The following is a 21750-nucleotide window of genomic DNA, read 5'->3' as shown; positions in this document are numbered from 1 at the left end:
TGGGACAACCATTTTATACTTGTATAACTAACGAACCTGCAATAAAACAATCAGGAGGCGCAGATGCATGCTCATTGCTTTTGACTCCACCCAGCAGGCTCTGCGGGCGGAAATGCTATTAGAATATGCCGAGGTTGAAATAGATATTTGTCCGACGCCGAAGCAAATTACTGCGGGCTGTGCACTATCCATTCATTTTCCGGAGAGTGATTTGCTAGTCGTGAAGGATGTCATCAATCAAGAGAGTGTTGAAATTAGGGGAATATTTAGACAGATTGAAGATCGGTACGAGCCCATTGAGTTATGAGGCTTAAAGGGATACGATAGAGAGTAGAAACAGCTTTAGGGGAAAGGGAGCGGACTGTTATGGAGAGGAAGCAGTTTGAACTGGGCGATGTTGTACAAATGAAGAAGCAGCATCCATGTGGAACAAATGAGATGGAGATCATTCGTATGGGGATGGATATCCGAATCAAATGCGTCGGCTGCAAACACAGCGTTCTCATACCGCGTGCGAAGTTCGAGAAAAACTTGAAAAAGGTGCTTCGTTCGAAGGCTGAAGAGGGCTTAAATGAGGGAGAAAGCTTCAATGGAACATCAAGCAATTAATGCTTGCAATTGGACGAGCCCCGTGTTAAGATAAATTCTGTTCTGCTGATTCACCTTTATGGAGAGGTACCCAAGAGGCCCAAGGGGGCTGACTCGAAATCAGTTAGGCGTGTCAAAGCGTGCGTGGGTTCGAATCCCACCCTCTCCGCCATATTTCAATCAATCAACGACCTTAGCGGGTCGTTTTTTTGTTTTTATTAATGTTTTTCATTTCGAGACGGGATGGGTGCTTAAAAGGGTCTGCAAGAACCCTTTGTTTCCTGTGTCGTAGACACAACGGAAAAAAGGGCTCTTGCGAGCCCTTCTCCGACGGTGTTTGATTTAGAAAACAGTCATCACTACAAGCTCTTCGTAAGAAACCTCGGTTCACCGATCTTTAGTCGGTGTGCGTGTGTTACAGACACTGGTCTTTGGCACATCCCTCCGCTTCTATGCTGAGTGGACAAGATCTCCTTGAGGTTCGTACATGTATGGGTTCAACGGAACCACACCTCTCTTTACACCGTCACAACTATGATGCGCAGCTTGTTTTTCTTCTATACAGCAGATTCAAAAAAAATCAGTACATTCGTTTCCACTTGCGGTCCTTGTTTGAAAGGGCCGGAAACTTGTCACCCTTCGCCAATCTTACCTTCTGCGGATGATTAACACCCATATGAAAAGATGCTTCGCCAATTTCAATATACAGCCCGTCGTTTGGCGCACGGTCGCCTTCTCGAAATTCTGTCCATTCACCCATTAATGAAATTACACCTCCAGTGCGGTTGCACAAATGAGGACGACGCAGAGATTCCGTCCTGATCATTAGTGTGCAACAAATGAGGGAGGAACATGAACGGAAGAATGAGGCAGGCGAATGACCGGAATCAACACTTGTCAAGAAGGGACTAAGTTTGGTATAGTATTCAGGTATGCGAGAAATTAACTCGCTCCTTGCTCCCTTTTAGGGGGCCGCATAGTCCAAGAGGAGGTGAAACATATGCGCAAATACGAAGTGATGTACATCATTCGTCCGGATGTGGAACAAGAGTCGGTACAAGCTTTGACTGACAAGTTCCAAGCAATCATCGGAAACGGTGGAGAGGTCACAAAGCATGACGTGATCGGTAAACGCCGCCTTGCGTATGAAATCAACAAGATTCGTGACGGTATCTACGTACTGGTACATTTCAACGCAACTCCAGAAGTTGTTGCTGAACTTGACCGCGTCATGAAAATTACGGATGAAGTTATCCGTTTCTTAGTTGTTAAAGATGTAGCTTAGTCTCATCAACGCAAGGATGTTTCGATTGGAGGCGATAAACGATGTTGAACCGTGTTATTCTCATCGGTAGATTAACAAAGGATCCTGAAATGCGCTATACGCCGGCAGGTGTTGCGGTAACGCAATTTACACTTGCGGTGGATCGTCCGTTTACGAGCGGTGGTCAAAACGAACGGGAAGCAGATTTTATTCCGATCGTAACTTGGCGTCAGCTCGCTGAAACTTGTGCGAACTACTTACGCAAAGGCCGCCTAACTGCGGTTGAAGGCCGTATCCAGGTACGGAATTACGAGAACAACGAAGGCAAGCGGGTCTACGTGACTGAAATTATTGCTGATAACGTGCGTTTCTTGGAGTCCGGTAACCGTGAGAATGGTCCGCGTGATGAGGGTGCGGCAAGCTATGGCAGCGGAAACGGTAACTACGGTGGAGGCAACTCACAAGGTGGCACCAGCGGTGGTAATCCACAGGGTGGAGGCCGTTCGGGAGGCACACCAAGGAACAACAATAGTCGTGATCCGTTCTCAGATGACGGACGCCCGATCGATATATCGGAAGATGATTTGCCATTCTAATTGAAAGGACGGATGAACATGAGCTTTAAGCAAAGAGATGGTGGCGACGAGCGTCCAGAACGCAAATTCGGCGGTCGTAAAGGCCGTAACAAACGCCGTAAAGTATGTTTCTTCACAGCTAACAAAATTACGCACATTGACTATAAAGATACGGACCTGCTTCGTAAATTTATCAGCGAGCGCGGCAAAATTTTGCCACGTCGTGTAACTGGAACAAGTGCAAAGTATCAACGTCTTCTGACTGTAGCGATCAAACGCTCCCGTCAAGTAGCGTTGCTGCCTTACACAACGGAATAGGACGTAATCAAGAGGCAGCCAATTTGGCTGCCTTTTTTTGCGTGCATATAAGCAGTCACCTGTTAAAACTTACTTGCTTGCTGTTCAGCATAATCGCCGATAAAGGGAAGCTTAAACCTTTTGCCCTGCAAGGCGAGGAGCATTAATGCAATCCATAATATAAATGACAGCGGAGCAAGTAAAATGCCAAGAAGCCAGCCGATAAACGGGATAAAGCCGAGCACAATATTAAGGACAACCAGTACGACAGAGACGAGGATCGATTGCATGGCATGAAATTTCACGAAGCTGCTTCGCTTCTCCAGCACAAGAAACAAGATACCGGTTACAAAGCTACCCAAATAACAAAGCAACCCGACGATCTTAGGGTCAATGCCTGTCGATGATGGATCAGGACCAAACAACGGTGCTTGCATAATGACGCTCCCTCCTTTGTAGGTATGTATTCGGGCTTTGGCCAAACTATGCTTGGTTGAAATCCCCATAAATGACAAAGGAAATCGTAAACCATTTGTAACTTTCGGTTTCGCCTAATCGTTTAGAATAAGGAAATCGCGTGTAAATAGATTTGTAGAGAATGGAGCGTTACGACGAATATGCAACCGAGAAAATCACGACGAACGTATAAATGGCTGGCAGCGATCCTCGTTATTGTCGTACTTGCAGGAACAGTCGGCTATTTCAATCGAAATGCGCTGGCGATGTGGGGCTTTGATACGTTCTTATCCGGATCGGTTAAGGACAGGCTGGAGAATTCGTATCAGCCATTAGAGGGCCATGAGCCGGTCAAAACAACGTACAAACCGGAGGAGCCATTCTCCATGCTGCTCCTCGGCGTCGATCAGAGGGACAAAGAGATAGGACGCTCAGATACGATGATCTATACCGTCATCAGACCCAAGGATGGCGCCATTCTAATGGTATCCATTCCCCGTGATACGTATGTCGAAATCGTAGGCAAAACAACGAAGTCCGGCAAACAATGGGAAGATAAGATCACCCATGCCTATGCTTTTGGTGGCGCGAAAATGTCGGTTGAAACGGTCGAAAGGTTGTTCAACAACACAATCGATCATTATGCTACAATAAACTTTACCGGCTTCCGTGAAGTGATTGACGCCATGGGCGGAATCGCACTTCCGATTACGGAGGATCTCGTCAATGACGATCCCGATCACGAGAAGTTCGTCGTTAAGGCCGGTAAAGAGCTCTACAATGGCACTGAAGCGCTCAACTTTGTTCGGTACCGTGAAGATGCAGGCGGCGATACAAGCCGCGCAGGACGTCACCAGCAGTTCTTAAACGCCATCATGGCTAAAGCTTCGCATGTCCAGCAGTGGACGAAGATTCCTGAACTTATTTCAATTATGGGTGAGAATTTTACGACGGATTTAACACCGCAGCATATGATTGATTTGGCGAAGAGCATGCTGCAAAGCGACAACCGCACGATTTATAGCCACACGCTGAAGGGCAATGGACATCGTAAGGTGAATCACGGCGCTTGGTACTATTTTGCGGACGAAGAAGATTTGGCTGCTACGCAACAGTTAATTAAGGCATGGCTGGATCCAGCGAAAACGAAAGCAGAGCTGCCGCTTCCGGAGGAATACCAGGTTAAAGATCAGAAGCCTGTGCAGTCGTTGTCGTCGAAAACGAAAGCAGCATCAGAGAAGCATTAACGGCAATGCGGCGCTTAGATGAAATTCGAAGGCGTACGTCAAGCTGCAGCTAGGCCCGGAGCTCTTCACGAACAGGGAAGACAAAGTAGAAGGGAATGGGAACGCAACATGAATATTGCTTTTTTTCTACTGCCTAAGCAAGAGGTAGTATGGTTGACGCTCGATGCAACCTTGCGTCAAACATTGGAGAAGATGGAGCATCATCGCTACACGGCAGTACCGATACTCGACAATCAGGGCGGATATGCAGGCACACTTACTGAAGGCGATCTGCTGTGGTATATGAAGAACAATCCGCAAGCGACCTTTGATCAGACGAATAAAGTGAAGCTGACAGATGTACAGATGCGCATGACGAACAAGGCCGTCCAAATTGACGCGAATATGGAAGACTTAATCTCCCTGGCAAAGGTTCAGAACTTTGTGCCTGTCGTGGATGACATGAACCGGTTTATCGGCATCGTGCGTCGGAGTGATATTATCGACTACTGTGAAGCACTTATCTTAAATCAACATAAACAAGCCAGCAAAGAAATGGCTGCCGGCTAAATCAAACGCCGTCCTCAATCCAGAGGGCGGCGTTTTTTCGTTTCCATTGCGCGGATCGCAGAGCCCCCAGTGGACAAGGCCCCTGTGTTGCCGGAATTGTTTTATGATATAATGGGGAGTAAATCATTAGTTCTGTACTAGTAAATCAGCAAGAGGTGAACGGTTTGAAAACCGGTTTAAAGTCAATTCTATGGAGCTTCTCGGCGTTAATTCTACTGCTTTTGGTAGCAGTCCCCGTCCTGAATGCGCTGGCTGCGGCAGTATTAATGGTGCCAACGGTATTCCTCTATACGACCTTGTCTAAACGAGCATTTACGCTGCATATGACAGCCGTATACGGAATTGGCGTATTAATTATGGGACTTCCCGCCTTAATCGTTGGACTGTTTTTCTTAGTTCCGTCGCTTGTTATGGGGCATTTCTACCGGAAAGGGGCTCCTGCCCGAAAGGTCATAACGGCTACCGTCATTACGGTGCTTGCTCAGCTTCTGCTTGAGCTGGTTGTGTTTGACCTCGTATTCGATTTCTCCTTAATGGATGAAATCCGCGACATGATTACGAAGACAGTGGAAAACTTGCGGGAACAAGGACTTATGCCAAGCGTTTGGACGGCAACCGTAACGGAATCGTATGTGCAAAGCTTGATTCATTCCATTCCAATGGCGCTTATTACCGTTTCGTTCCTGCTGGCGATTATTACGCATGCGATTGCAGCGCCTTCCCTGCGTTCAAGCGGATTAACGATTTCGCGTTTGCAAGCAGCTCGAGAATGGAGATTGCCGCGGGTATTCGTGTTTTACTACTTAATTGTACTCATAGCGGATATGGCTACACCGAACACGGGCTCCTCCTTCATGACGGTGACGCTTCATAACTTGGTACCGCTGATGCAGCTTGCTTTCTCCATTCAGGCAATGGGATTCTTCTTCTTCCTGGCGCATGAACGGAAATGGAACAAAGCGATACCGGTGCTTCTATCGATAGTTGTCGCGATTTTCCAACCGTTTAGCTTGATTGGGGTCATTGACGCAGCTTTCCCAATCCGTAAAGCGTTTAAGAAATCGTGATACGGGGGCGAATGAAACAATGCCAAAGTTTTTAATTAATCGCTGGCATGGGATGCACCATTTGTGGGCATTCGTGCTGATGATTCTACTGACGGTTACACTGGCTTTCTATGAATGGAAGCTCGGCATGCTGGGGCTGCTGCTCTGCGGTGCGGTGGGCTTCTCCTCCGTCATGGCGGAGCGGGCCTTCCGCCGCGATTTAAAGGTTTATCTAGGGACGCTGTCGTATCGAGTGAAGAAAGCCGGCAACGAGGTTATCAGTGATTTACCATTCGGCATTATTCTCTATAACGAAGACAAGACCGTGGAGTGGCATAATGCGTTTGTCACGCACATGCTGGAGCGGGATTCTGTCGTCGGCGAGTCACTGGAGGATCTGTTCCCCACACTGTCTCAGGCGAAAGAACGCGAGGGCACAGTAGAAGCGCATGTAGGAAACTCGGTTTATGAGCTGCAGTTCCGATTCGATGAAAGGCTGCTCTATATTCGGGATATGACGCAGCGCTGGCAGCTGGCTAAGCGGTATGAGGAAGAGAAGCTTGCGCTCGGTATCGTCATGATGGATAACCTCGATGAGGTTACGCAAGGCATGGACGATCAACAGCGCAGCACGCTGCTTTCAAAGGCGACTGCCGAGATTACCGATTGGGCGAACAAATTTCATGTGTACTTGAAGCGGCTCACCTCTGACCGTTACTTGGTGATTACCGACATGCGTACGCTCAAGCAGCTGGAGCTGTCACGGTTTGTTCTCCTTGACGAGGTGCGGGAAATTACGGCCGAGAACAAGATCCCAATGACGCTCAGCATCGGCTTCGCTGCAGGCGCTGAGAGCGTTGTGGAGCTTGGCCACTGGGCACAGATTAGTCTTGACTATGCGCTTGGACGCGGCGGCGACCAGGCTGCTGTGAAGGTCGGACAACGGCAGTCGTTCTATGGCGGGAAGTCGAACGCCGTGGAGAAGCGGACCCGAGTTCGGGCGAGGGTTGTCGCGCATGCGCTGCGTGATCTGATCAAGGACAGCGACCGCGTCGTCATTATGGGGCATAAAATGCCGGATATGGATGCGATCGGTGCTTCCATTGGCGTACTGAAGGCTGCTATGCTCTTTAATAAAGAAGCGTACATCGTGCTGGAAGGCGTTAATCCTTCGATCCAGAAAATGATGGAGATGCTGCGGGAAGAAGAGCGGATTGCGAAGAGGTTCATAACGCCTGAGCAGGCAAAAGAACTAATTGGCGGAAACACGCTTGTCGTCGTCGTCGACACGCATAAAGCATCGATGGTGAAAGAACCGAAGCTACTGACGCAAACGGACAAAATCGTCGTTGTGGATCATCACAGACGCGGAGAAGAGTTTATCGCGAATGCGATTCTGGTTTACATGGAGCCTTATGCATCCTCGACTTGTGAGCTCATTACTGAGCTGCTGCAATATATTAACGATCGCGTGCTGCTCGACGTCAGAGAAGCGACAGCGCTGCTCGCGGGGATTACCGTGGACACGAAGAGTTTCTCGCTTCGCACCGGCTCGCGGACTTTCGAAGCGGCATCGTTCCTGCGCCGCAATGGGGCGGATTCGACCTTGATTCAGCGGATGCTGAAAGAGGACTTGGCCGAATACATTAAGAAGGCAGAGATTATTAAGCAGGCTGAAATCGTGTATGACCATATCGCCATCGCGATGACGGAGCAAGGCCGCCAGTATTCGCAGCTGCTTATTGCGCAGACGGCGGATACGCTGCTTAATATGACCGACGTGCTCGCATCCTTCGTCATCGGAGAGCGGCCGGATGGTCTGATTGGCATTAGCGCCCGCTCATTGGGCCACATGAACGTGCAAGTGGTCATGGAGCGTATGGGCGGAGGCGGACATTTAACCAATGCCGCCGCGCAGCAAGAAGGAACGGTTGTAGAAGTAGCACAGCGCCTTAAGCAGGTGCTGCAAGAACTTGATAAGGAAGAGGGGTTATTCGAATGAAGGTAATCTTTTTGCAAGATGTGAAGGGGCAAGGTAAGAAGGGTGAGGTTAAAGAGGTGTCGGAAGGGTACGTACGTAACTTCCTATTCCCGAAGAACTTGGCGAAACCGGCTTCCGATGGCAATTTAAAGACGCTTGATTTGCAGAAGGCGTCCGAGCAGAAGAAGAAGGAAAAAGAAAAAGAAGACGCAAAGGCGCTTGCAGAGCGTTTGGAAGCGATGAAAATCGTTGTGAAAACGAAAGCCGGCGAAGGCGGTCGTTTGTTCGGAGCCATCACAAGCAAGCAAATCGCAGAGTCGCTTGAGGCGCAAGGCGTCAAAATCGACAAACGCAAAATCGAGCTGGAAGAGCCGATCCGCACGCTTGGCGTTACGCAAGTATTGGTAAAGCTGCATCCAGAAGTGAAAGCGAAGCTGAGTGTACATGCTACGGAGGAATAGAAGCAATCAAAAGGGGAGTCATGGGGACCAATGAGTAATGAGATGAATTTTGACCGAATACCGCCGCAGAATATGGAAGCAGAGCAAGCGGTACTCGGTGCTGTCTTATTGCAAACGGAAGCTTTAATTACGGCAATGGAGCGGCTGCGCAGCGAGGACTTCTACTTGCCGTCGCATCAGCTGCTGTTTGAAGCGATGGTGGAGCTTGGTGAAGCGAGCCAGCCGATTGACTTGGTAACCTTGACTGCTTATTTGCAGGATCGACAGCAGCTGGAGGAAATCGGCGGCGTAAGTTACCTGGCCAAGCTGGGTAACGCCGTTCCAACAGCGGCCAACATTGATTACTACGCGCAAATCGTAGAAGAGAAATCGATGCTCCGACGTCTCATTCGGACTGCCACAAACATCGTTTCGGACGGTTACGCCGCCGCTGAAGATGTCGGAGCGATGCTTAGCGAAGCGGAAGCCCGCATCATGGAGCTGTCGAACCGCCGTTCAAGCACCGGATTCATCTCCATTCGCGACGTGCTCATGGAAGTATTCGAGAAGGTTGAGCATTTATATTCGAATAAAGGCGGCTCTACAGGCATTCCGTCCGGGTTTACCGACTTGGATAAAATGACCGCGGGCTTCCAGAAAAATGACCTTATTATTGTGGCTGCACGGCCATCCGTAGGTAAGACGGCCTTCGCGCTTAATATTGCGCAAAATGTCGGCGTGCGGGCAAAGGAAACCGTCGCCATCTTCAGTCTCGAGATGTCGGCTGCCCAGCTGGTACAGCGTATGATTTGCGCGGAATCAAACGTGGATGCGGGCCGATTGCGTACCGGGTATTTGGAAGGCGACGATTGGGAAAAGCTAACGATGGCGATTGGTTCGTTGTCTGAAGCGCAAATTTACATTGATGATACGCCGGGCATTACCGTATCGGATATTCGGGCGAAATGCCGCCGACTTAAGAAAGAGCGCGGACTTGGCATGATACTGATCGACTACTTGCAGCTCATTCAAGGGCGCGGTAAAGCCGGTGAGAACCGCCAGCAGGAAGTATCAGAGATCTCCCGTACGCTGAAGCAGATTGCCCGTGAGCTCGAAGTGCCGGTTATCGCACTGTCGCAGCTGAGCCGGGGTGTTGAGCAGCGGCAGGACAAGCGTCCGATGATGTCTGACCTTCGGGAATCCGGTTCGATCGAGCAAGATGCCGATATTGTAGCGTTCCTATACCGGGATGACTACTATGACAAGGAATCCGAGAAGAAGAATATCATCGAGATCATCATTGCTAAACAGCGTAACGGTCCCGTTGGAACCGTTGAGCTTGCCTTCTTGAAGAACTTCAATAAATTCGTTGGTTTAGACCGTTCACACCAAGAACCGGGCCACGCTTCCTAATTAGGGAGGGTTCTGTCCCACATTTATCGAAATTCCGAACAATGTGATATACGACCTTACAATTGTTCGCTTTTCGTTGACTTTACCACTGCAGACTGCTAAACTAATCATGCTGTCTAAAGCTGGTAGCTATTATGTTGCTTATTTTGCAATGCGCGCAAAACTTGTAATGGGGGTATATCCATGTCAACGGTAGTTGTAGTCGGAACCCAGTGGGGAGACGAAGGCAAAGGAAAAATCACCGACTTTCTGGCGGACGGTGCTGATGTTGTAGCCCGGTACCAGGGGGGAAACAACGCAGGTCATACCATTATGATCGGCAATAAGAAATATAAGCTTACGATGATTCCATCGGGCATTTTCAATGAAAATAAAGTGTGCGTCATCGGTAACGGCATGGTTATCAATCCGTCCGCACTGATTGATGAAATTAACTATATACATGACAATGGATTCTCCTCGGAGAATCTGAAAATCAGTGACCGCGCGCATCTGATCATGCCGTATCACCTTGTGCTTGACGGCCTTGAAGAAGAGCGTAAAGGCGATAACAAAATCGGTACGACTCGCAAAGGCATCGGCCCTTGTTACATGGACAAAGCAGCGCGTAACGGTATTCGTGTCGCTGACCTGCTTGATGCGGAAGAGTTCGAAACGAAGCTTCGCCGCATGATTGTCGAGAAGAACCAAATGATCGAGCAAGTTTACAACGGCGAGAAGCTGGATGCTGACGCTATTCTTGCAGAGTACCTGGGTTATGCGGAAACGCTTCGTCCTTACGTAACGGACACTTCCGTTGTGCTGAACGATGCAATCGACGCGGGCAAGCGCATTCTGTTCGAAGGCGCGCAAGGCGTAATGCTCGATATCGACCAAGGCACATATCCGTATGTGACTTCCTCGAACCCGACAGCGGGCGGCGTTTGTATCGGTTCCGGCGTTGGACCTTCGAAGATCCAACAAGTTATCGGTGTTGCCAAAGCGTACACGACGCGCGTTGGCGACGGTCCGTTCCCAACGGAGCTCAGCAATGAGACCGGCGATTGGATCCGCGAGAAAGGCTTTGAATACGGTACAGTTACCGGCCGTCCGCGCCGTGTAGGCTGGTTCGACACGGTAGTTGTCCGCCATGCACGCCGCGTTAGCGGAATTACAGGCTTGTCCTTGAATTCGCTTGACGTGCTTTCGGGTCTTGAAACGGTTAAAATTTGCACGGGCTACAAACTGCGCGGCGAAATCATTACGCATTATCCAGCGAGCTTGAAGCTGATCTCCGAGTGCGAAGCGGTATACGAAGAATTGCCGGGCTGGAGCGAAGATATCTCTAACGCGAAGACGCTGGCGGATCTGCCGGAGAACACGCGCCGCTACGTGGAGCGGGTATCCGAGCTTACAGGGATTCCGATTGCGATCTTCTCCGTTGGACGTAACCGCGAGCAAACGAATCCGGTTGTGCCGATCTACGGTTAATAGTATGAATTCAGAGGACTGCGAGAAATCGCGGTCCTCTTCTCTTTTTTGCCAATATAAGTCGCTGCCAATATGAATGGTTCCTAGGCCGCGTGCCCATACTAAGAAGTATGGGCGAAAATGCCCTTGCATAGGAGGGTGATTATCATGTGGAAAATGACAGGGTGGCTGGCGAAAACGATCGCAGCAGGACTGCTGATCAGTTTTCTATCGATCTGGACGACAGGTTACATCGTCAACAGCTATGTCGAAACGCTGCTGAAGCAATTTAATGTGCCGCTCGACCAGAAGCCTTTTGCACTGAACGGTGTTTGGGGCGGGTTGTGGGGGGCGGACCCGGTTGTGAAGCAGAAAGGAGCTTCGGCGGATTCGTCCTCGAAGAACGAGAGTACTGACGGTAGTGGCGCAGATCAGAATGGGGATTCGACTGCGACGAAGGACGGCAGCGGCGACGGGCAATCTTCGAGTACGAAGAAAGATGCGGAAACGGATAGCGATTCGCCTGCGTCGGTTGATGCTTTTGAACAGAATCCGGACGGCGAACTAAGCGATATCGGAGGCGGTACCGGGCCAAAAGCAGGCAGCGGCGCTGTTTCTTCTTCAAATGAAGAGGAAGCTATGACGACGGACGAAATCAATGCAGCCAAGTCTCAAATTAGCGACGCCGACAAAGAGAAGCTGTTCAAGACAATGACCAAACTCCCCCAGGATGCTTGGCAGAAGATATCAGGTCTAATGGAGGAAGGGCTGACGGACGCGGAAATGACCCAGGTCCAACAGCTTATGGCGCAATACCTAGATCGGACAGAATACGACGCAATGCTGGCAATTCTGAGCAAATATTAATGTCAAGCCCAGGGTCGTTTGGTTGAATCGGAATGCAGCGTTATGATAAAGTAGAAACCGTAGAATGACAATGTAGGTTTTACATTGTCGGATCCCATCAAAGTTATGAACCATAACGCGAAAAGGAGACGATCATGGCCTTTTTTAACGAGAGGGGTCGCATCCGGAAGGTATGGAACTCATTCCGACAGACTTTTCGGACCGTCAACCCAAATAGCACGCAAGGCACTACGAAGCACCGATTACTGAGCAAGAAGCCGTTATTTCTTGCGGTAAGCGCAGTAGCCTTATTGACGATTGCAGGTTTTAGCGGCAGTCATTATGTACAAGCACACACCGTAGATTATGTCGAAGTTTATCATAATGGCAAGCTGATCGGAGAAGTAAGCTCGGAGACCCAGGTTAAAGAGTTGATTAGCAACAAAGAGAAGCAGATTCAGGAGAAAAACGCTGGCATACATATGGTGCTTGATGCAGGTACGATCACATACAGCGATAAAAGCGCTTACAATGCCAATCCGGACTCCACTGCGACTCTGCAGAAGCTTGAAGGACTGCTTGTTTCACACGCTACAGGCGTTGAGCTTGTGGTAGATGGCAAGCGGGTCGGCGTTGTGAAAGACAAGGCTACGGCGACTGCGCTGCTGAAGCGGGTCGAAGGTAAATACTCGCCGAAGGTGAAAGCCGGTAAAGCGGAAGTGACTGCATTGTCCTACTCAGCGGACGGCAGCTTGAAGTCCAAATCGGCCTTGAAATCCGTGAAATTTGTCGAGAAGGTTGCGACTAAAGAAGCAGAAGTACAGCCAACGGACATCGCAGATGCCGAGCAGCTCTATTTGAAGCTTATCAAAGGGACTGTGAAACCAACTTCGTATACGGTTCAAGAAGGCGACTGCGTCGGCTGTATCGCACACAAATTCGATATTTCCCCTCAGGTCATCTATGAGCGGAACAAATGGATCAAGGATGATATGATTAAAGTCGGAGACGTGCTTGATCTTACGGTACTTCAGCCGCAAGTGACCGTCGAAACGGTCGAGAACGTGACGGAAACCGAATCGATCGATCCGGCTACGGTCGTGCAGAAGAACAGCAATATGAAAGCAGGCCAGTCGAAGGTTATTCGACAAGGCCAAAGCGGGAAGAAACAATTGGTGTACCGATTGGTGAAGCAGAATGGCTACTTGATGAGTGAAGAGCTGATCAGCGAGGTCGTTCTGAAGCCATCCGTTCCGGCAATTGTGATGAAAGGCACGAAGGTTACATTAAGCGAAGGCAGCGGCCGCTTCAGCTGGCCGGTAACCGGCGCGCGTCTCACCAGCAGCTTCGGTCAACGGTGGGGAGCCTTGCATCGCGGGGTTGATATGGTTGGTAACCATAACATTATGGCAGCCGACAACGGTACAGTCAGCTTCACCGGCCAACGTCCGGGACTGGGCAACTGTATCATTATCAATCACCATAATGGCTATGAAACAGTTTACGGCCATCTTAGCAAAATTTCCGTCAAGCGTGGTCAGACGGTTGAGAAGGGTCAACGGATCGGCATTATGGGTAATACCGGTCACTCCTTCGGCACGCATTTGCATTTCGAAGTTCATAAGAATGGCGTTTTGCAAAACCCGCTTAAGTACCTGTAAGCGAAGCAATTGCAGATCCTACGAAACACTGCCCGGCCTTCATGGCCCGGCAGTGTTTTTGCGTTCAGAGGAAAGTCACAAAATCCGCGGGAAATCGACCAATTCTCCCCTCATATGAGGGAACTTTCATTGGGAACTCAGACACTTCCTATGGTAGAATAGAGGGAGATTGCTAAGCGACAGGCGGTGTAGCGATGCACGGAAAAATATTAGTCGTTGACGATGAACAACCGATTGCGGACATTATAAAATTTAACCTCGAGAAGGAAGGCTATCAGGTCATTTGCGCCTTCGACGGTGGTGAAGCGGTAAGGCTCGCATTTGAAGAGCTTCCGGATTTAATATTGCTCGATCTGATGCTGCCGGTGAAGGATGGCATGGACGTGTGCAGAGAAGTGCGCGCACGTTTGCAAACGCCGATCATTATGCTGACAGCCAAAGACACCGAGCTTGATAAAGTACTTGGCTTAGAGCTTGGTGCGGACGATTATGTAACGAAGCCGTTCAGTACCCGCGAGCTGCTTGCCCGCGTGAAAGCGCATTTGCGTCGCCAGAAGAATGACGCCAACTCTTCCGCTGCTGCTTCGGCAGGTAACGGCACTTCGCCGGCTGCGGAGGACAAGCAGGGGCTTGGGATTTTCAATCTATTCATCGATACAGACATGTATGTGGTCTATAAAGACAATGAGCCGCTCGACTTGACGCACCGGGAGTACGAGCTCGTTTATTATCTGGCCCGCAACTGCGGAAAGGTAATGACGCGCGAGCATTTGCTTCAGGCGGTATGGGGGTTCGAGTATTTCGGCGACGTCCGCACGGTGGATGTTACGATTCGGAGACTTCGCGAGAAAATCGAAGATGATCCGAGCCGGCCGGAATATATTTTGACCCGGCGCGGGCTGGGGTACTTGATGCGTAATCCGAAATCCGGAGGGTTCGGGTACGGATGAACGGGATACGGTTTTTCCGAACCATTCAAGTTAAGCTGATTATTATTTATGTGCTGCTGATTCTAATCGCGATGCAGCTGATCGGCGTCTATTTCATCAGTACGATGAAGACCTCGCTGACATCGACGTTCACGAATAACATGAACGAGCAGGCGAATCTGCTCTCGAAATTATCGGCACAAACGCTGTCCAATCGGTTGGACCAGACCGGCACTTCCGATGAGAACTCAACAGAGGAGTATCTCAGCGTGCTTGTTAGCAGCTTGTTCAGCATTAGCGAGGCCGAAATTCAAATATTAGATGCCAGCGGGAAGGTGCTAGCAACCTCCCTGCAGTCGCATCAGTCCTATATTGGGAAGAAGAATACATCGCTTGCCGTAAGCCGCGCGCTGCAGGGCATTCGCGATAACGAAGAGGAAATTATCGACGAGGATGGTTTGCGCAAGAAGATTATTGCCAAGCCCATCGTAGATGGGGAGAAAACAGTAGGCGCGATCTATCTGGTCGCCTCGATGAAGGAGCTCTATTCGACTGTTGACCGGATTAACCGGATCTTCATGTCCGGGATGCTCTTCGCGCTGGGATTGACCGGCGTGCTCGGCATTCTGCTCGCCCACACGATTACGAACCCGATTAAAGCACTGACCCGCCAGGCTGCGGCCGTTGCGGAAGGTCGGTTCGATCAGCAGGTGCCTGTACTCGGCAATGATGAAATCGGCCGACTAAGCGAAGTGTTTAACGATATGACGATGCGCTTGCGCGATGCGCTATCGGCAACGGAAGAAGAGAAAGAGAAGATCTCTTCGATTCTGGCTAATATGAGCGACGGGGTCGTGGCCGCTGACGAGCGCGGTGTAGTTATTATTACGAACCGTCGCGCACAGGAGATGCTGCGCAGGGATGATTGCGAAGGCATTCGCCTGACCGACTTGTTCGGCATGGACGAAGCGCAGCTTACGGGCTTGCAGAAGGGGAATGAACCTTCGGCTATTCTCTATCATCTGGAGACCGAAGGCGATGAGGAAGAGCTGATGCGCGTGACGCTGACGCCGATCCATCGCCGGGATCAAGGCATTAGCGGTACGATCGCGGTGCTGCAGGACGTCACCGAGCAGGAGCGTCTTGAACAATCGCGGCGCGAGTTCGTTGCGAATGTATCGCATGAGCTGCGCACGCCGCTCACGACGATCAAGAGCTATGCGGAAGCGCTCGACGATGGCGCGTTGGATGAGCGAGAGCTCGGTCAGCGATTCGTCGGCGTTATCCGCAATGAGACAGAGCGGATGATTCGTCTCGTTACCGATCTGCTGCATCTATCGCGGCTGGATTCCAATCAAGCCCCGCTAAGACGGCAGCAGACGAATGTGCCGGATATGCTGGAGGAAGTGGCCGACCGCTTCTCCTTCCAGCTGCGGAAGAAAGCAATTCGGGCTTCGGTTCGGGTAGAAGATGCGATTACGTCGATCTGGCTCGATCGCGATCAGATCGATCAAGTGCTTGATAATCTCGTCTCGAACGCGATCAAATACACGCTCGACGGTGGGCGCATTGAAATTGCGGCACGCCGGCTTGAGCCGGCTTCAGTCGCTATTAGCGTGAAGGATACGGGAATCGGTATTCCGAAACGGGATCTTGGCCGAATCTTCGATCGGTTCTATCGTGTCGATAAGGCCCGCTCGCGGAACATGGGCGGTACCGGTCTGGGCTTGTCCATTGCCCGGGAAATTGTGAAGGCACATGGCGGCTCCATTGCGCTCGATTCCGAGCTTAATGAAGGGACGACGGTAACCGTCATTCTGCCCGTGCAGGTCGGCGGAGGTGAGAGCGCATGATGGACAAGCTGAAGACCGCGGTGCTCACGGCGCTCGTTATTCTCAGTCTGATTCAAAGCTATCTGCTCGCATACAGCATGCCTGGGCTCGGTGTAACGACTACGCCGCAGCAGGATTATGTGCCGTCTGAGCCGCTCGGACAAGAGGAGAAGATCGAGAACGTTATTTTTCCGGAGGACATGGTTCTGCACCTGGGCAAAGGGAAACACACCCTTCTGTACCCCGCCTCGAATTTCTATAATTTGATCTTCGGCAAGATCAAGAGCCGTGAGTTTAAAGGGTTCCAGCGGAGCGCGGCTGTTGTTGTCGATTGGAATGAAATTCGCGACCGCGATGAAGGGCTTGAGCTGCGGTTTGGGCGCGGCGTACCGGTAGAGCTGTTAAGCAAAGTATTGAAGCTAGAAGGCGATGCGACGTTCATGGATGATGTCGTGAACCGGATCTGGATTTATAAAAGCAGTGATCGGGATGAAATCCGAACGTATTTCTTCAGCAGCGATAACTTGACCGTCTATGAATCGGTGAAAGCGGATCTAACGGCGCAAGACGTTCAGATGTATGTCGGTTACGGCGAGTATCAGACGAACTACCGGAAAGTCGGCGAAGATCTCTATACGCCGGATGGGCCTGTGGAATCGATGCAGTTGACCGTGGGGTATGAGACGTATACGCCGGAGCAGATGCAGAGGTACTTGTTCTTTGATCCCGGCGTTACGCGGGTAATCAGTGATCAGGGCGGCTCGCAGATCTATACGGATGGCAAACGCGGGCTGCAGGTAGAGCAGAATGGACGCTGGATCAGCTTTACGGACCCCGTATCGGTGCAAGGCCAAGACGATAACGAGAGTCAGAACGTATATGCGGCCATACAGTTCATTAACAAGCATGGCGGCTGGGACGGTATGCATCGCTTCACCCATGCGGGGACGTTCGAGAGTGTTCAAGTACTGCGATTCCAGCAGTATTACGGCTCTTATCCGATTATCCCGCAGGAGCCGTTTATGTTCGGCAGCATGCGGCTGCGTTTGCAGCAGGGCGTTGTTTCGGAGTATGAACGCTCGCTGCTCACACTGCAGAAGAAAGCTCAACAGCGGGACATCCGCTGGCTGCCAGGCGGCGATATGCTGGAGAATGCGTTTAAGAACTACAAACGCAGACTGGAAGTGACTGCGATCTACCCTGCGCTATTGGCGGTATCGACCGAGAAGAATGTGATGAAGCTGGAGCCGATCTGGGCTGTCCGTCTCGTGGATGGCACGCAGGAGAACCTGCTTCAAGCCATTCCGGGCGGTTACAAGCCGATGCCCGGCGAGCCGGGCGGTGCACCGCTCCAGAAGACGAGCAATACCGGTGGCGGTAAAGTGGATGAGCAGGGTAATAACCCGGCATCAAGCGGAGTTGCGCAGCTGAGCGGCGGGACACTAACCGGGCACATCAGCAGCTTAATCAGCCTAGCAGGTACGCATGCAAGCGGTGGGAAGAATGGAAGCGAAGCGGGACACGGCGCCGATGAAGGCACGGAATCAAGTGCGGCAATCGGCAATGCCGTCCCCGCGGACGGAGATATAGCAGGCATGCCTGGTGCTGCAGTTAATACGGCTAGCGGCGGAGGGAATGCGAGCAGTGGTGCCGCCGGTAATGCCGGCAGTCCAACGGAGCACCCGTAAGCTGGTCGAGGTCGTCTTAGAAGCTTACCAGGATCGTAGTTGAAGGAGATGAAGGGATGGACTGGGGCAGGGCGAAGAGTGTGCTGATTTTTGCATTTTTGCTGCTGAATCTCGTGCTTGGATACCAGCTCTGGTCCAACATCCGAGAGGGGCTTCGGACGAGCGCGGATGTGAGCGATTTGCGGCCGGAAACGCAGGCGCTTATGGAAGAGAAGAAGATTAAGCTTGGAACCAGCATCCCTTCGGAAACACCCGAGCTGCGGGATTTGACTTATCGGATCCAAACAAAGCTCGGCAAAGGTGAGCGCCATGAATTAAAGAAGCCGGTAGACAGTAAGGTCGTCTTCGATGAGAAAGAGCTGCAAGCGAGTCTGGGAGGCATCATTCCGGAGCTGGAGGACTACGCGCTTGGCCCTGTTTATGAAGATGAGTTTGTTTTTTACCGGATGGTTGATGGACGCCCTATGTTCGATGCGAAGCTTGAGCTTTACTTTAGCAATCAGAAGATCACGGCCTACAGGCAGGACCTTGTCGAGCTGCTGCCGCCACAGAATTCGACTTCGCAGTCGGTTTTGTCGGCCACTAAAGTGGTGACAAGCTTAATTGAGAATCAGCTGCATAACGGAGCAGTCATTGAGGAGATCAAGCTGGGCTATCACGGTCAGATTTTCGACTCCAATACGCAAGTTTCGGCGCCGACTTGGCGCGTGCTGCTGGAAGATGGCGGGCAGTACTACATGAATGCAATCAGTGGGGAAGTTGTGACGGAATAAGTGGGGTTTCGCAGTGCCTTGTCGCATGTTCGGCGGGTTTGGGGAGCAGGGGAAAGGACAGGGTTAGAAGAAGTATGGGACTTCGATTTACGGTTCTTGGGAGCGGTTCGACAGGAAATGCCACGATTGTGCAATGCGAAGATTCTACCGTGCTCATTGATGCAGGTTTAAGTGCGAAGAAGCTCGAGGAGCTCATGCGCGAGCGAGGTGTCGCCGGTCATGAAATCGATGCGATTCTCGTTACGCATGAGCATTCCGATCATATAAAAGGGCTTGGTGCGTTTGCTAGGAAGCACAATGTGCCGATCTATGCGAATGAAGCGACATGGGGGGCTCTTGAACGCCATGTCGGCACCATAACAAGCGAGCAGCGTGTCATTATGGAGACAGGGGAAACAGCGAAGTTCGGCGCTATGCGGACGACATCGTATGCGATTTCGCATGATGCGGCCGAGCCGGTCGGTTATGTTTTTGAAGATGATGATGTCAAGCTGAGTCTGGCAACAGACCTTGGCTATGTCAGCGATAAAGTAAGGCGGATGATAGAAGATTCCGATGTACTAGTGCTAGAGTCGAATCATGATGTCAACATGCTGCGGATGGGGCGTTACCCGTGGAACATTAAGCGGCGAATTCTCAGCGATATCGGGCATTTGTCCAATGAAGCGGCCGGAGAAGCGTTATGCCAGCTGATGACGGATCGAACGAAGCGGGTTTATCTGGCGCATCTTAGCTTGGATCACAATTTGATGGATCTCGCAAAGCTGACGGTAAACGGCATCTTGGAGAATAACGGCTTCTTCTTCAAACGCGATGAGCATCCGCTGCGCGAAACGTACCATGACCGGCCTACGGCATGGGATGAAGTGCGCCGACGATAAGCTCGTCCAGCTCGGAATCGAGCGAAGTGATTTTGCGTTCAAGTTCGTCTTGGGTAAGAATTCCTTTATCAATGAGCAGCTCTGTCATCGCGCTGAGGGTAAGCAGGGTGCGGTAATGGTCCTCCTTGAGGTCGGCAAGCTTGGCCACCAAATTGAGATGGTCAAGGGCTAAGGAACTTCTGGATTTCATGGGATTCGCTCCTTCATCTATTTGATTATTCTAAGGGAAGAGACTTACTTCGCCTCCAACAGGACGGCGGCAGCCTTTTCTTCCAGTTCTATTAATTATTGTAGACCGTTCTACCGATATCATTCCTAGATTCGTAAAATAATGGTCTTGATGTCAGCCTGACATCGAGAGGAGCGATTATAGATGAGCTTATTTGATGATGATTTCTATTCAACGCGTGTATCGCGTCGTATTCGGTCTACGGGCCGCGACGTTTCGTTTAGCAAGCGCGGGAGCGGCATTCGCTGGACACCTGTGCGTATGGCTGTAGCCTCTTCGGTGGTTAGCGCACTGGCTGCAGTGCTGGTGTTTGGCTTGTTCACCGGCTTTGACCGCAGCGAGGGTTCCGTATCGGCTGTTGCAGGCGTAACGAATGTGGGCATGAGCAATGATCCGCTTGAGAAGACGATCTCCGCAGCGGCGAAGATGCGTCCGGCTGTCGTTAGTATTATCAATGAGCAGGCGCAGCCTGAAAGCGATGCTACCGGCGGGACTGCAGATGGCGATAATGAGGCAGGCGCCGATGGCGGAGATGGCTCTGCTCCGCTGCAGCAGGCGGCTCTGGGCTCCGGGTTTATTTTCGAGAAGGTCAAAGGCAAAGCGCATATCATTACCAACAATCACGTTATTGAAGATGCCGTTGCCGTAAAAGCGGTGCTGAGCAATGGCGAGACGCGGAATGCAAAGGTTGTCGGTACCGATGCGATTACGGATCTGGCCGTGCTGGAGATCGATGCGGATGGTATCGATACGGTAGCGAGCTTCGGGGAATCCGAAGGCTTGCGTGCCGGTCAATGGGTCATGGCGATTGGTAATCCGCTTGGACTCAGCGATTCGTTGACGATGGGCATTGTGAGCAAGACGAAACGGATCATTCCGGTGTCGCTCAGCCAAGATGGCAATTACGACTGGGAACAGGAAGTTATTCAAATCGATGCATCCATTAACCAGGGCAACAGCGGCGGTCCGCTGATCGATCTGGACGGCAACGTGGTCGGCATCAACAGCATGAAGATTGCCGAGTACGGCGTGGAAGGCGTAGGTTTTGCGATTCCTTCGCATATTGCGATGCCAATTGTGCAAAGCTTACTGCAGTACGGCAAAGTGAAGCGTCCTTATCTAGGCGTGTATACGATGGATCTGGGCTTGTATATGGCACAACAGTCGGCAGCCGCTCAAGGGAACGGCGACGGTGGCGGCGCAGGCGGCGCGGATCAGGAGCAGTCTACGGAAGGTCCTGAATCCGGCGATGGTGCTGTGGGCGGGGAAGACGAAGGGGTGATGATGCCGCAAGGCGATCTGAAGCTGCCCGATGATGTGAAGCAGGGCGTAATCGTGCTTCAGGCGGTCGGTCCGGCCGAGGAAGCGGGTCTTGCGTTCAATGATGTCATCGTGAAGCTCGACAATGAGTCCATCAGCAGCACGATGGAGCTGCGCAAATATTTGTACGGCAAGAAGACGATCGGCGATGAAATTGAAGTGACCTTCTACCGCGACGGTAAGAAGCAAACTACAACGTTTAAGCTGGCGGAGAAGACGGAAGAATAACGGTATAGTCGCGAAGCGGATCAGCTCGTGCAGGCTCGTAGGGTAAGGTACGGGCATG

Annotated in this window: 23 protein-coding genes and 1 tRNA gene; 21 read left to right on the top strand and 3 right to left on the bottom strand. The window is 51.1% G+C overall.

The genetic code is table 11. The features are described from left to right. The first annotated feature begins 67 nt into the window (after positions 1–67). From AC6ESO_RS26440 to AC6ESO_RS26430, 3 genes are all read left to right on the top strand, one after another. Positions 68–307 carry a putative Se/S carrier-like protein gene (locus AC6ESO_RS26440; RefSeq protein WP_494819610.1) on the top strand — a complete coding sequence of 80 codons (240 nt, stop codon included), beginning with the start codon at positions 68–70 and terminating at the stop codon, positions 305–307. 59 nt (positions 308–366) lie between these two features. Continuing rightward, entirely contained in the window at positions 367–609 is a 243-nt protein-coding gene (locus AC6ESO_RS26435; RefSeq protein ID WP_497094004.1) for a DUF951 domain-containing protein, read from the top strand. Positions 610–669: 60 nt separating this feature from the next. Continuing rightward, positions 670–760 (top strand) — tRNA-Ser (locus AC6ESO_RS26430). Positions 761–1168: 408 nt separating this feature from the next. Here the strand turns inward: AC6ESO_RS26430 and AC6ESO_RS26425 are convergent. Beyond that, entirely contained in the window at positions 1169–1348 is a 180-nt protein-coding gene (locus AC6ESO_RS26425; RefSeq protein ID WP_494819608.1) for a YjzC family protein, read from the bottom strand. A gap of 240 nt (positions 1349–1588) precedes the next feature. Between AC6ESO_RS26425 and rpsF the strand changes: the two genes are divergently transcribed. The 3 genes from rpsF to rpsR are packed head-to-tail and all read left to right on the top strand — an operon-like array spanning position 1589 to position 2745. Further along, positions 1589–1873: a 30S ribosomal protein S6 gene (gene rpsF, locus AC6ESO_RS26420; protein WP_210664068.1), complete on the top strand. Its 285-nt coding sequence runs from the start codon at positions 1589–1591 to the stop codon at positions 1871–1873. A gap of 41 nt (positions 1874–1914) precedes the next feature. Further along, entirely contained in the window at positions 1915–2448 is a 534-nt protein-coding gene (locus AC6ESO_RS26415) for a single-stranded DNA-binding protein (RefSeq protein WP_091224676.1), read from the top strand. Between the two features lie 18 nt (positions 2449–2466). Beyond that, the gene (rpsR, locus tag AC6ESO_RS26410) at positions 2467–2745 is read left to right on the top strand and encodes a 30S ribosomal protein S18 (RefSeq protein WP_090574546.1); all 279 of its coding nucleotides are present in this window, start codon (positions 2467–2469) and stop codon (positions 2743–2745) included. A gap of 62 nt (positions 2746–2807) precedes the next feature. Here rpsR and AC6ESO_RS26405 read toward each other — a convergent pair whose 3' ends face one another. After that, a complete protein-coding gene (locus AC6ESO_RS26405; protein WP_494819607.1) occupies positions 2808–3161 on the bottom strand; it encodes a magnetosome magnetite crystal formation protein family in 354 nt (117 codons plus the stop codon). A 180-nt stretch (positions 3162–3341) separates the two neighbouring features. Here AC6ESO_RS26405 and AC6ESO_RS26400 point away from each other — a divergent pair, with 180 nt between their 5' ends. The 14 genes from AC6ESO_RS26400 to AC6ESO_RS26335 all read left to right on the top strand — a co-directional run bounded on the left by AC6ESO_RS26400 (position 3342) and on the right by AC6ESO_RS26335 (position 19915). Then, complete coding sequence (locus AC6ESO_RS26400; RefSeq protein ID WP_494819606.1) at positions 3342–4427, top strand: LCP family glycopolymer transferase; 1086 nt, start codon at positions 3342–3344, stop codon at positions 4425–4427. A gap of 108 nt (positions 4428–4535) precedes the next feature. Continuing rightward, entirely contained in the window at positions 4536–4976 is a 441-nt protein-coding gene (locus AC6ESO_RS26395; protein WP_497094003.1) for a CBS domain-containing protein, read from the top strand. Between the two features lie 164 nt (positions 4977–5140). After that, the gene (locus AC6ESO_RS26390; RefSeq protein WP_497094002.1) at positions 5141–6043 is read left to right on the top strand and encodes a DUF2232 domain-containing protein; all 903 of its coding nucleotides are present in this window, start codon (positions 5141–5143) and stop codon (positions 6041–6043) included. Between the two features lie 19 nt (positions 6044–6062). Beyond that, positions 6063–8024, top strand: coding sequence for a GGDEF domain-containing protein (locus AC6ESO_RS26385; protein ID WP_494819603.1), 1962 nt, complete (start codon positions 6063–6065; stop codon positions 8022–8024). Continuing rightward, positions 8021–8464: a 50S ribosomal protein L9 gene (gene rplI, locus AC6ESO_RS26380; RefSeq protein WP_497094001.1), complete on the top strand. Its 444-nt coding sequence runs from the start codon at positions 8021–8023 to the stop codon at positions 8462–8464. Before AC6ESO_RS26385 ends, rplI begins: the two co-directional genes overlap by 4 nt. A gap of 30 nt (positions 8465–8494) precedes the next feature. Then, on the top strand, positions 8495–9856 hold the full coding sequence (dnaB, locus tag AC6ESO_RS26375) for a replicative DNA helicase (RefSeq protein WP_494819601.1): 1362 nt from the start codon (positions 8495–8497) through the stop codon (positions 9854–9856). A gap of 183 nt (positions 9857–10039) precedes the next feature. Then, the gene (locus AC6ESO_RS26370) at positions 10040–11326 is read left to right on the top strand and encodes an adenylosuccinate synthase (RefSeq protein WP_494819600.1); all 1287 of its coding nucleotides are present in this window, start codon (positions 10040–10042) and stop codon (positions 11324–11326) included. A gap of 147 nt (positions 11327–11473) precedes the next feature. After that, complete coding sequence (locus AC6ESO_RS26365; protein WP_497094000.1) at positions 11474–12172, top strand: hypothetical protein; 699 nt, start codon at positions 11474–11476, stop codon at positions 12170–12172. Positions 12173–12306: 134 nt separating this feature from the next. Then, positions 12307–13812, top strand: coding sequence for a peptidoglycan DD-metalloendopeptidase family protein (locus AC6ESO_RS26360; protein WP_497093999.1), 1506 nt, complete (start codon positions 12307–12309; stop codon positions 13810–13812). Positions 13813–14006: 194 nt separating this feature from the next. Next, entirely contained in the window at positions 14007–14762 is a 756-nt protein-coding gene (gene yycF, locus AC6ESO_RS26355) for a response regulator YycF (RefSeq protein WP_494819597.1), read from the top strand. Next, on the top strand, positions 14759–16594 hold the full coding sequence (walK, locus tag AC6ESO_RS26350) for a cell wall metabolism sensor histidine kinase WalK (RefSeq protein WP_494819596.1): 1836 nt from the start codon (positions 14759–14761) through the stop codon (positions 16592–16594). Before yycF ends, walK begins: the two co-directional genes overlap by 4 nt. Then, positions 16591–18261: a YycH family regulatory protein gene (locus AC6ESO_RS26345; RefSeq protein WP_497093998.1), complete on the top strand. Its 1671-nt coding sequence runs from the start codon at positions 16591–16593 to the stop codon at positions 18259–18261. Before walK ends, AC6ESO_RS26345 begins: the two co-directional genes overlap by 4 nt. Before the next feature lie 56 nt (positions 18262–18317). After that, positions 18318–19034, top strand: a complete 717-nt coding sequence (gene yycI, locus AC6ESO_RS26340; RefSeq protein WP_497093997.1) for a two-component system regulatory protein YycI — start codon at positions 18318–18320, stop codon at positions 19032–19034. 74 nt (positions 19035–19108) lie between these two features. Continuing rightward, entirely contained in the window at positions 19109–19915 is an 807-nt protein-coding gene (locus AC6ESO_RS26335; RefSeq protein ID WP_497093996.1) for an MBL fold metallo-hydrolase, read from the top strand. Here AC6ESO_RS26335 and AC6ESO_RS26330 read toward each other — a convergent pair. Beyond that, positions 19884–20105, bottom strand: coding sequence for a hypothetical protein (locus AC6ESO_RS26330; RefSeq protein ID WP_494819592.1), 222 nt, complete (start codon positions 20103–20105; stop codon positions 19884–19886). The two genes, AC6ESO_RS26335 and AC6ESO_RS26330, sit on opposite strands and share 32 nt — an antisense overlap. 183 nt (positions 20106–20288) lie before the next feature. On the opposite strand from AC6ESO_RS26330, the gene AC6ESO_RS26325 reads away from it, so the two are divergent. Beyond that, positions 20289–21692, top strand: coding sequence for a S1C family serine protease (locus tag AC6ESO_RS26325; RefSeq protein WP_497093995.1), 1404 nt, complete (start codon positions 20289–20291; stop codon positions 21690–21692). Positions 21693–21750 lie beyond the last annotated feature (58 nt).

It is taken from the genome of Paenibacillus rhizoryzae (genome assembly GCF_059686995.1).
This window is presented reverse-complemented; position numbering and strand designations above follow the sequence as displayed.

Excerpts from the sequence above, each read along its gene's own strand:
- AC6ESO_RS26440 (WP_494819610.1), top strand. The coding sequence starts at position 68 with ATGCTCATTGCTTTTGACTCCACCCAGCAGGCTCTGCGGGCGGAAATG.
- AC6ESO_RS26435 (WP_497094004.1), top strand. The coding sequence starts at position 367 with ATGGAGAGGAAGCAGTTTGAACTGGGCGATGTTGTACAAATGAAGAAG.
- AC6ESO_RS26425 (WP_494819608.1), bottom strand. The coding sequence starts at position 1,348 with ATGGGTGAATGGACAGAATTTCGAGAAGGCGACCGTGCGCCAAACGAC.
- rpsF (WP_210664068.1), top strand. The coding sequence starts at position 1,589 with ATGCGCAAATACGAAGTGATGTACATCATTCGTCCGGATGTGGAACAA.
- AC6ESO_RS26415 (WP_091224676.1), top strand. The coding sequence starts at position 1,915 with ATGTTGAACCGTGTTATTCTCATCGGTAGATTAACAAAGGATCCTGAA.
- rpsR (WP_090574546.1), top strand. The coding sequence starts at position 2,467 with ATGAGCTTTAAGCAAAGAGATGGTGGCGACGAGCGTCCAGAACGCAAA.
- AC6ESO_RS26405 (WP_494819607.1), bottom strand. The coding sequence starts at position 3,161 with ATGCAAGCACCGTTGTTTGGTCCTGATCCATCATCGACAGGCATTGAC.
- AC6ESO_RS26400 (WP_494819606.1), top strand. The coding sequence starts at position 3,342 with ATGCAACCGAGAAAATCACGACGAACGTATAAATGGCTGGCAGCGATC.
- AC6ESO_RS26395 (WP_497094003.1), top strand. The coding sequence starts at position 4,536 with ATGAATATTGCTTTTTTTCTACTGCCTAAGCAAGAGGTAGTATGGTTG.
- AC6ESO_RS26385 (WP_494819603.1), top strand. The coding sequence starts at position 6,063 with ATGCCAAAGTTTTTAATTAATCGCTGGCATGGGATGCACCATTTGTGG.
- rplI (WP_497094001.1), top strand. The coding sequence starts at position 8,021 with ATGAAGGTAATCTTTTTGCAAGATGTGAAGGGGCAAGGTAAGAAGGGT.
- dnaB (WP_494819601.1), top strand. The coding sequence starts at position 8,495 with ATGAGTAATGAGATGAATTTTGACCGAATACCGCCGCAGAATATGGAA.
- AC6ESO_RS26370 (WP_494819600.1), top strand. The coding sequence starts at position 10,040 with ATGTCAACGGTAGTTGTAGTCGGAACCCAGTGGGGAGACGAAGGCAAA.
- AC6ESO_RS26365 (WP_497094000.1), top strand. The coding sequence starts at position 11,474 with ATGTGGAAAATGACAGGGTGGCTGGCGAAAACGATCGCAGCAGGACTG.
- AC6ESO_RS26360 (WP_497093999.1), top strand. The coding sequence starts at position 12,307 with ATGGCCTTTTTTAACGAGAGGGGTCGCATCCGGAAGGTATGGAACTCA.
- yycF (WP_494819597.1), top strand. The coding sequence starts at position 14,007 with ATGCACGGAAAAATATTAGTCGTTGACGATGAACAACCGATTGCGGAC.
- walK (WP_494819596.1), top strand. The coding sequence starts at position 14,759 with ATGAACGGGATACGGTTTTTCCGAACCATTCAAGTTAAGCTGATTATT.
- AC6ESO_RS26345 (WP_497093998.1), top strand. The coding sequence starts at position 16,591 with ATGATGGACAAGCTGAAGACCGCGGTGCTCACGGCGCTCGTTATTCTC.
- yycI (WP_497093997.1), top strand. The coding sequence starts at position 18,318 with ATGGACTGGGGCAGGGCGAAGAGTGTGCTGATTTTTGCATTTTTGCTG.
- AC6ESO_RS26335 (WP_497093996.1), top strand. The coding sequence starts at position 19,109 with ATGGGACTTCGATTTACGGTTCTTGGGAGCGGTTCGACAGGAAATGCC.
- AC6ESO_RS26330 (WP_494819592.1), bottom strand. The coding sequence starts at position 20,105 with ATGAAATCCAGAAGTTCCTTAGCCCTTGACCATCTCAATTTGGTGGCC.
- AC6ESO_RS26325 (WP_497093995.1), top strand. The coding sequence starts at position 20,289 with ATGAGCTTATTTGATGATGATTTCTATTCAACGCGTGTATCGCGTCGT.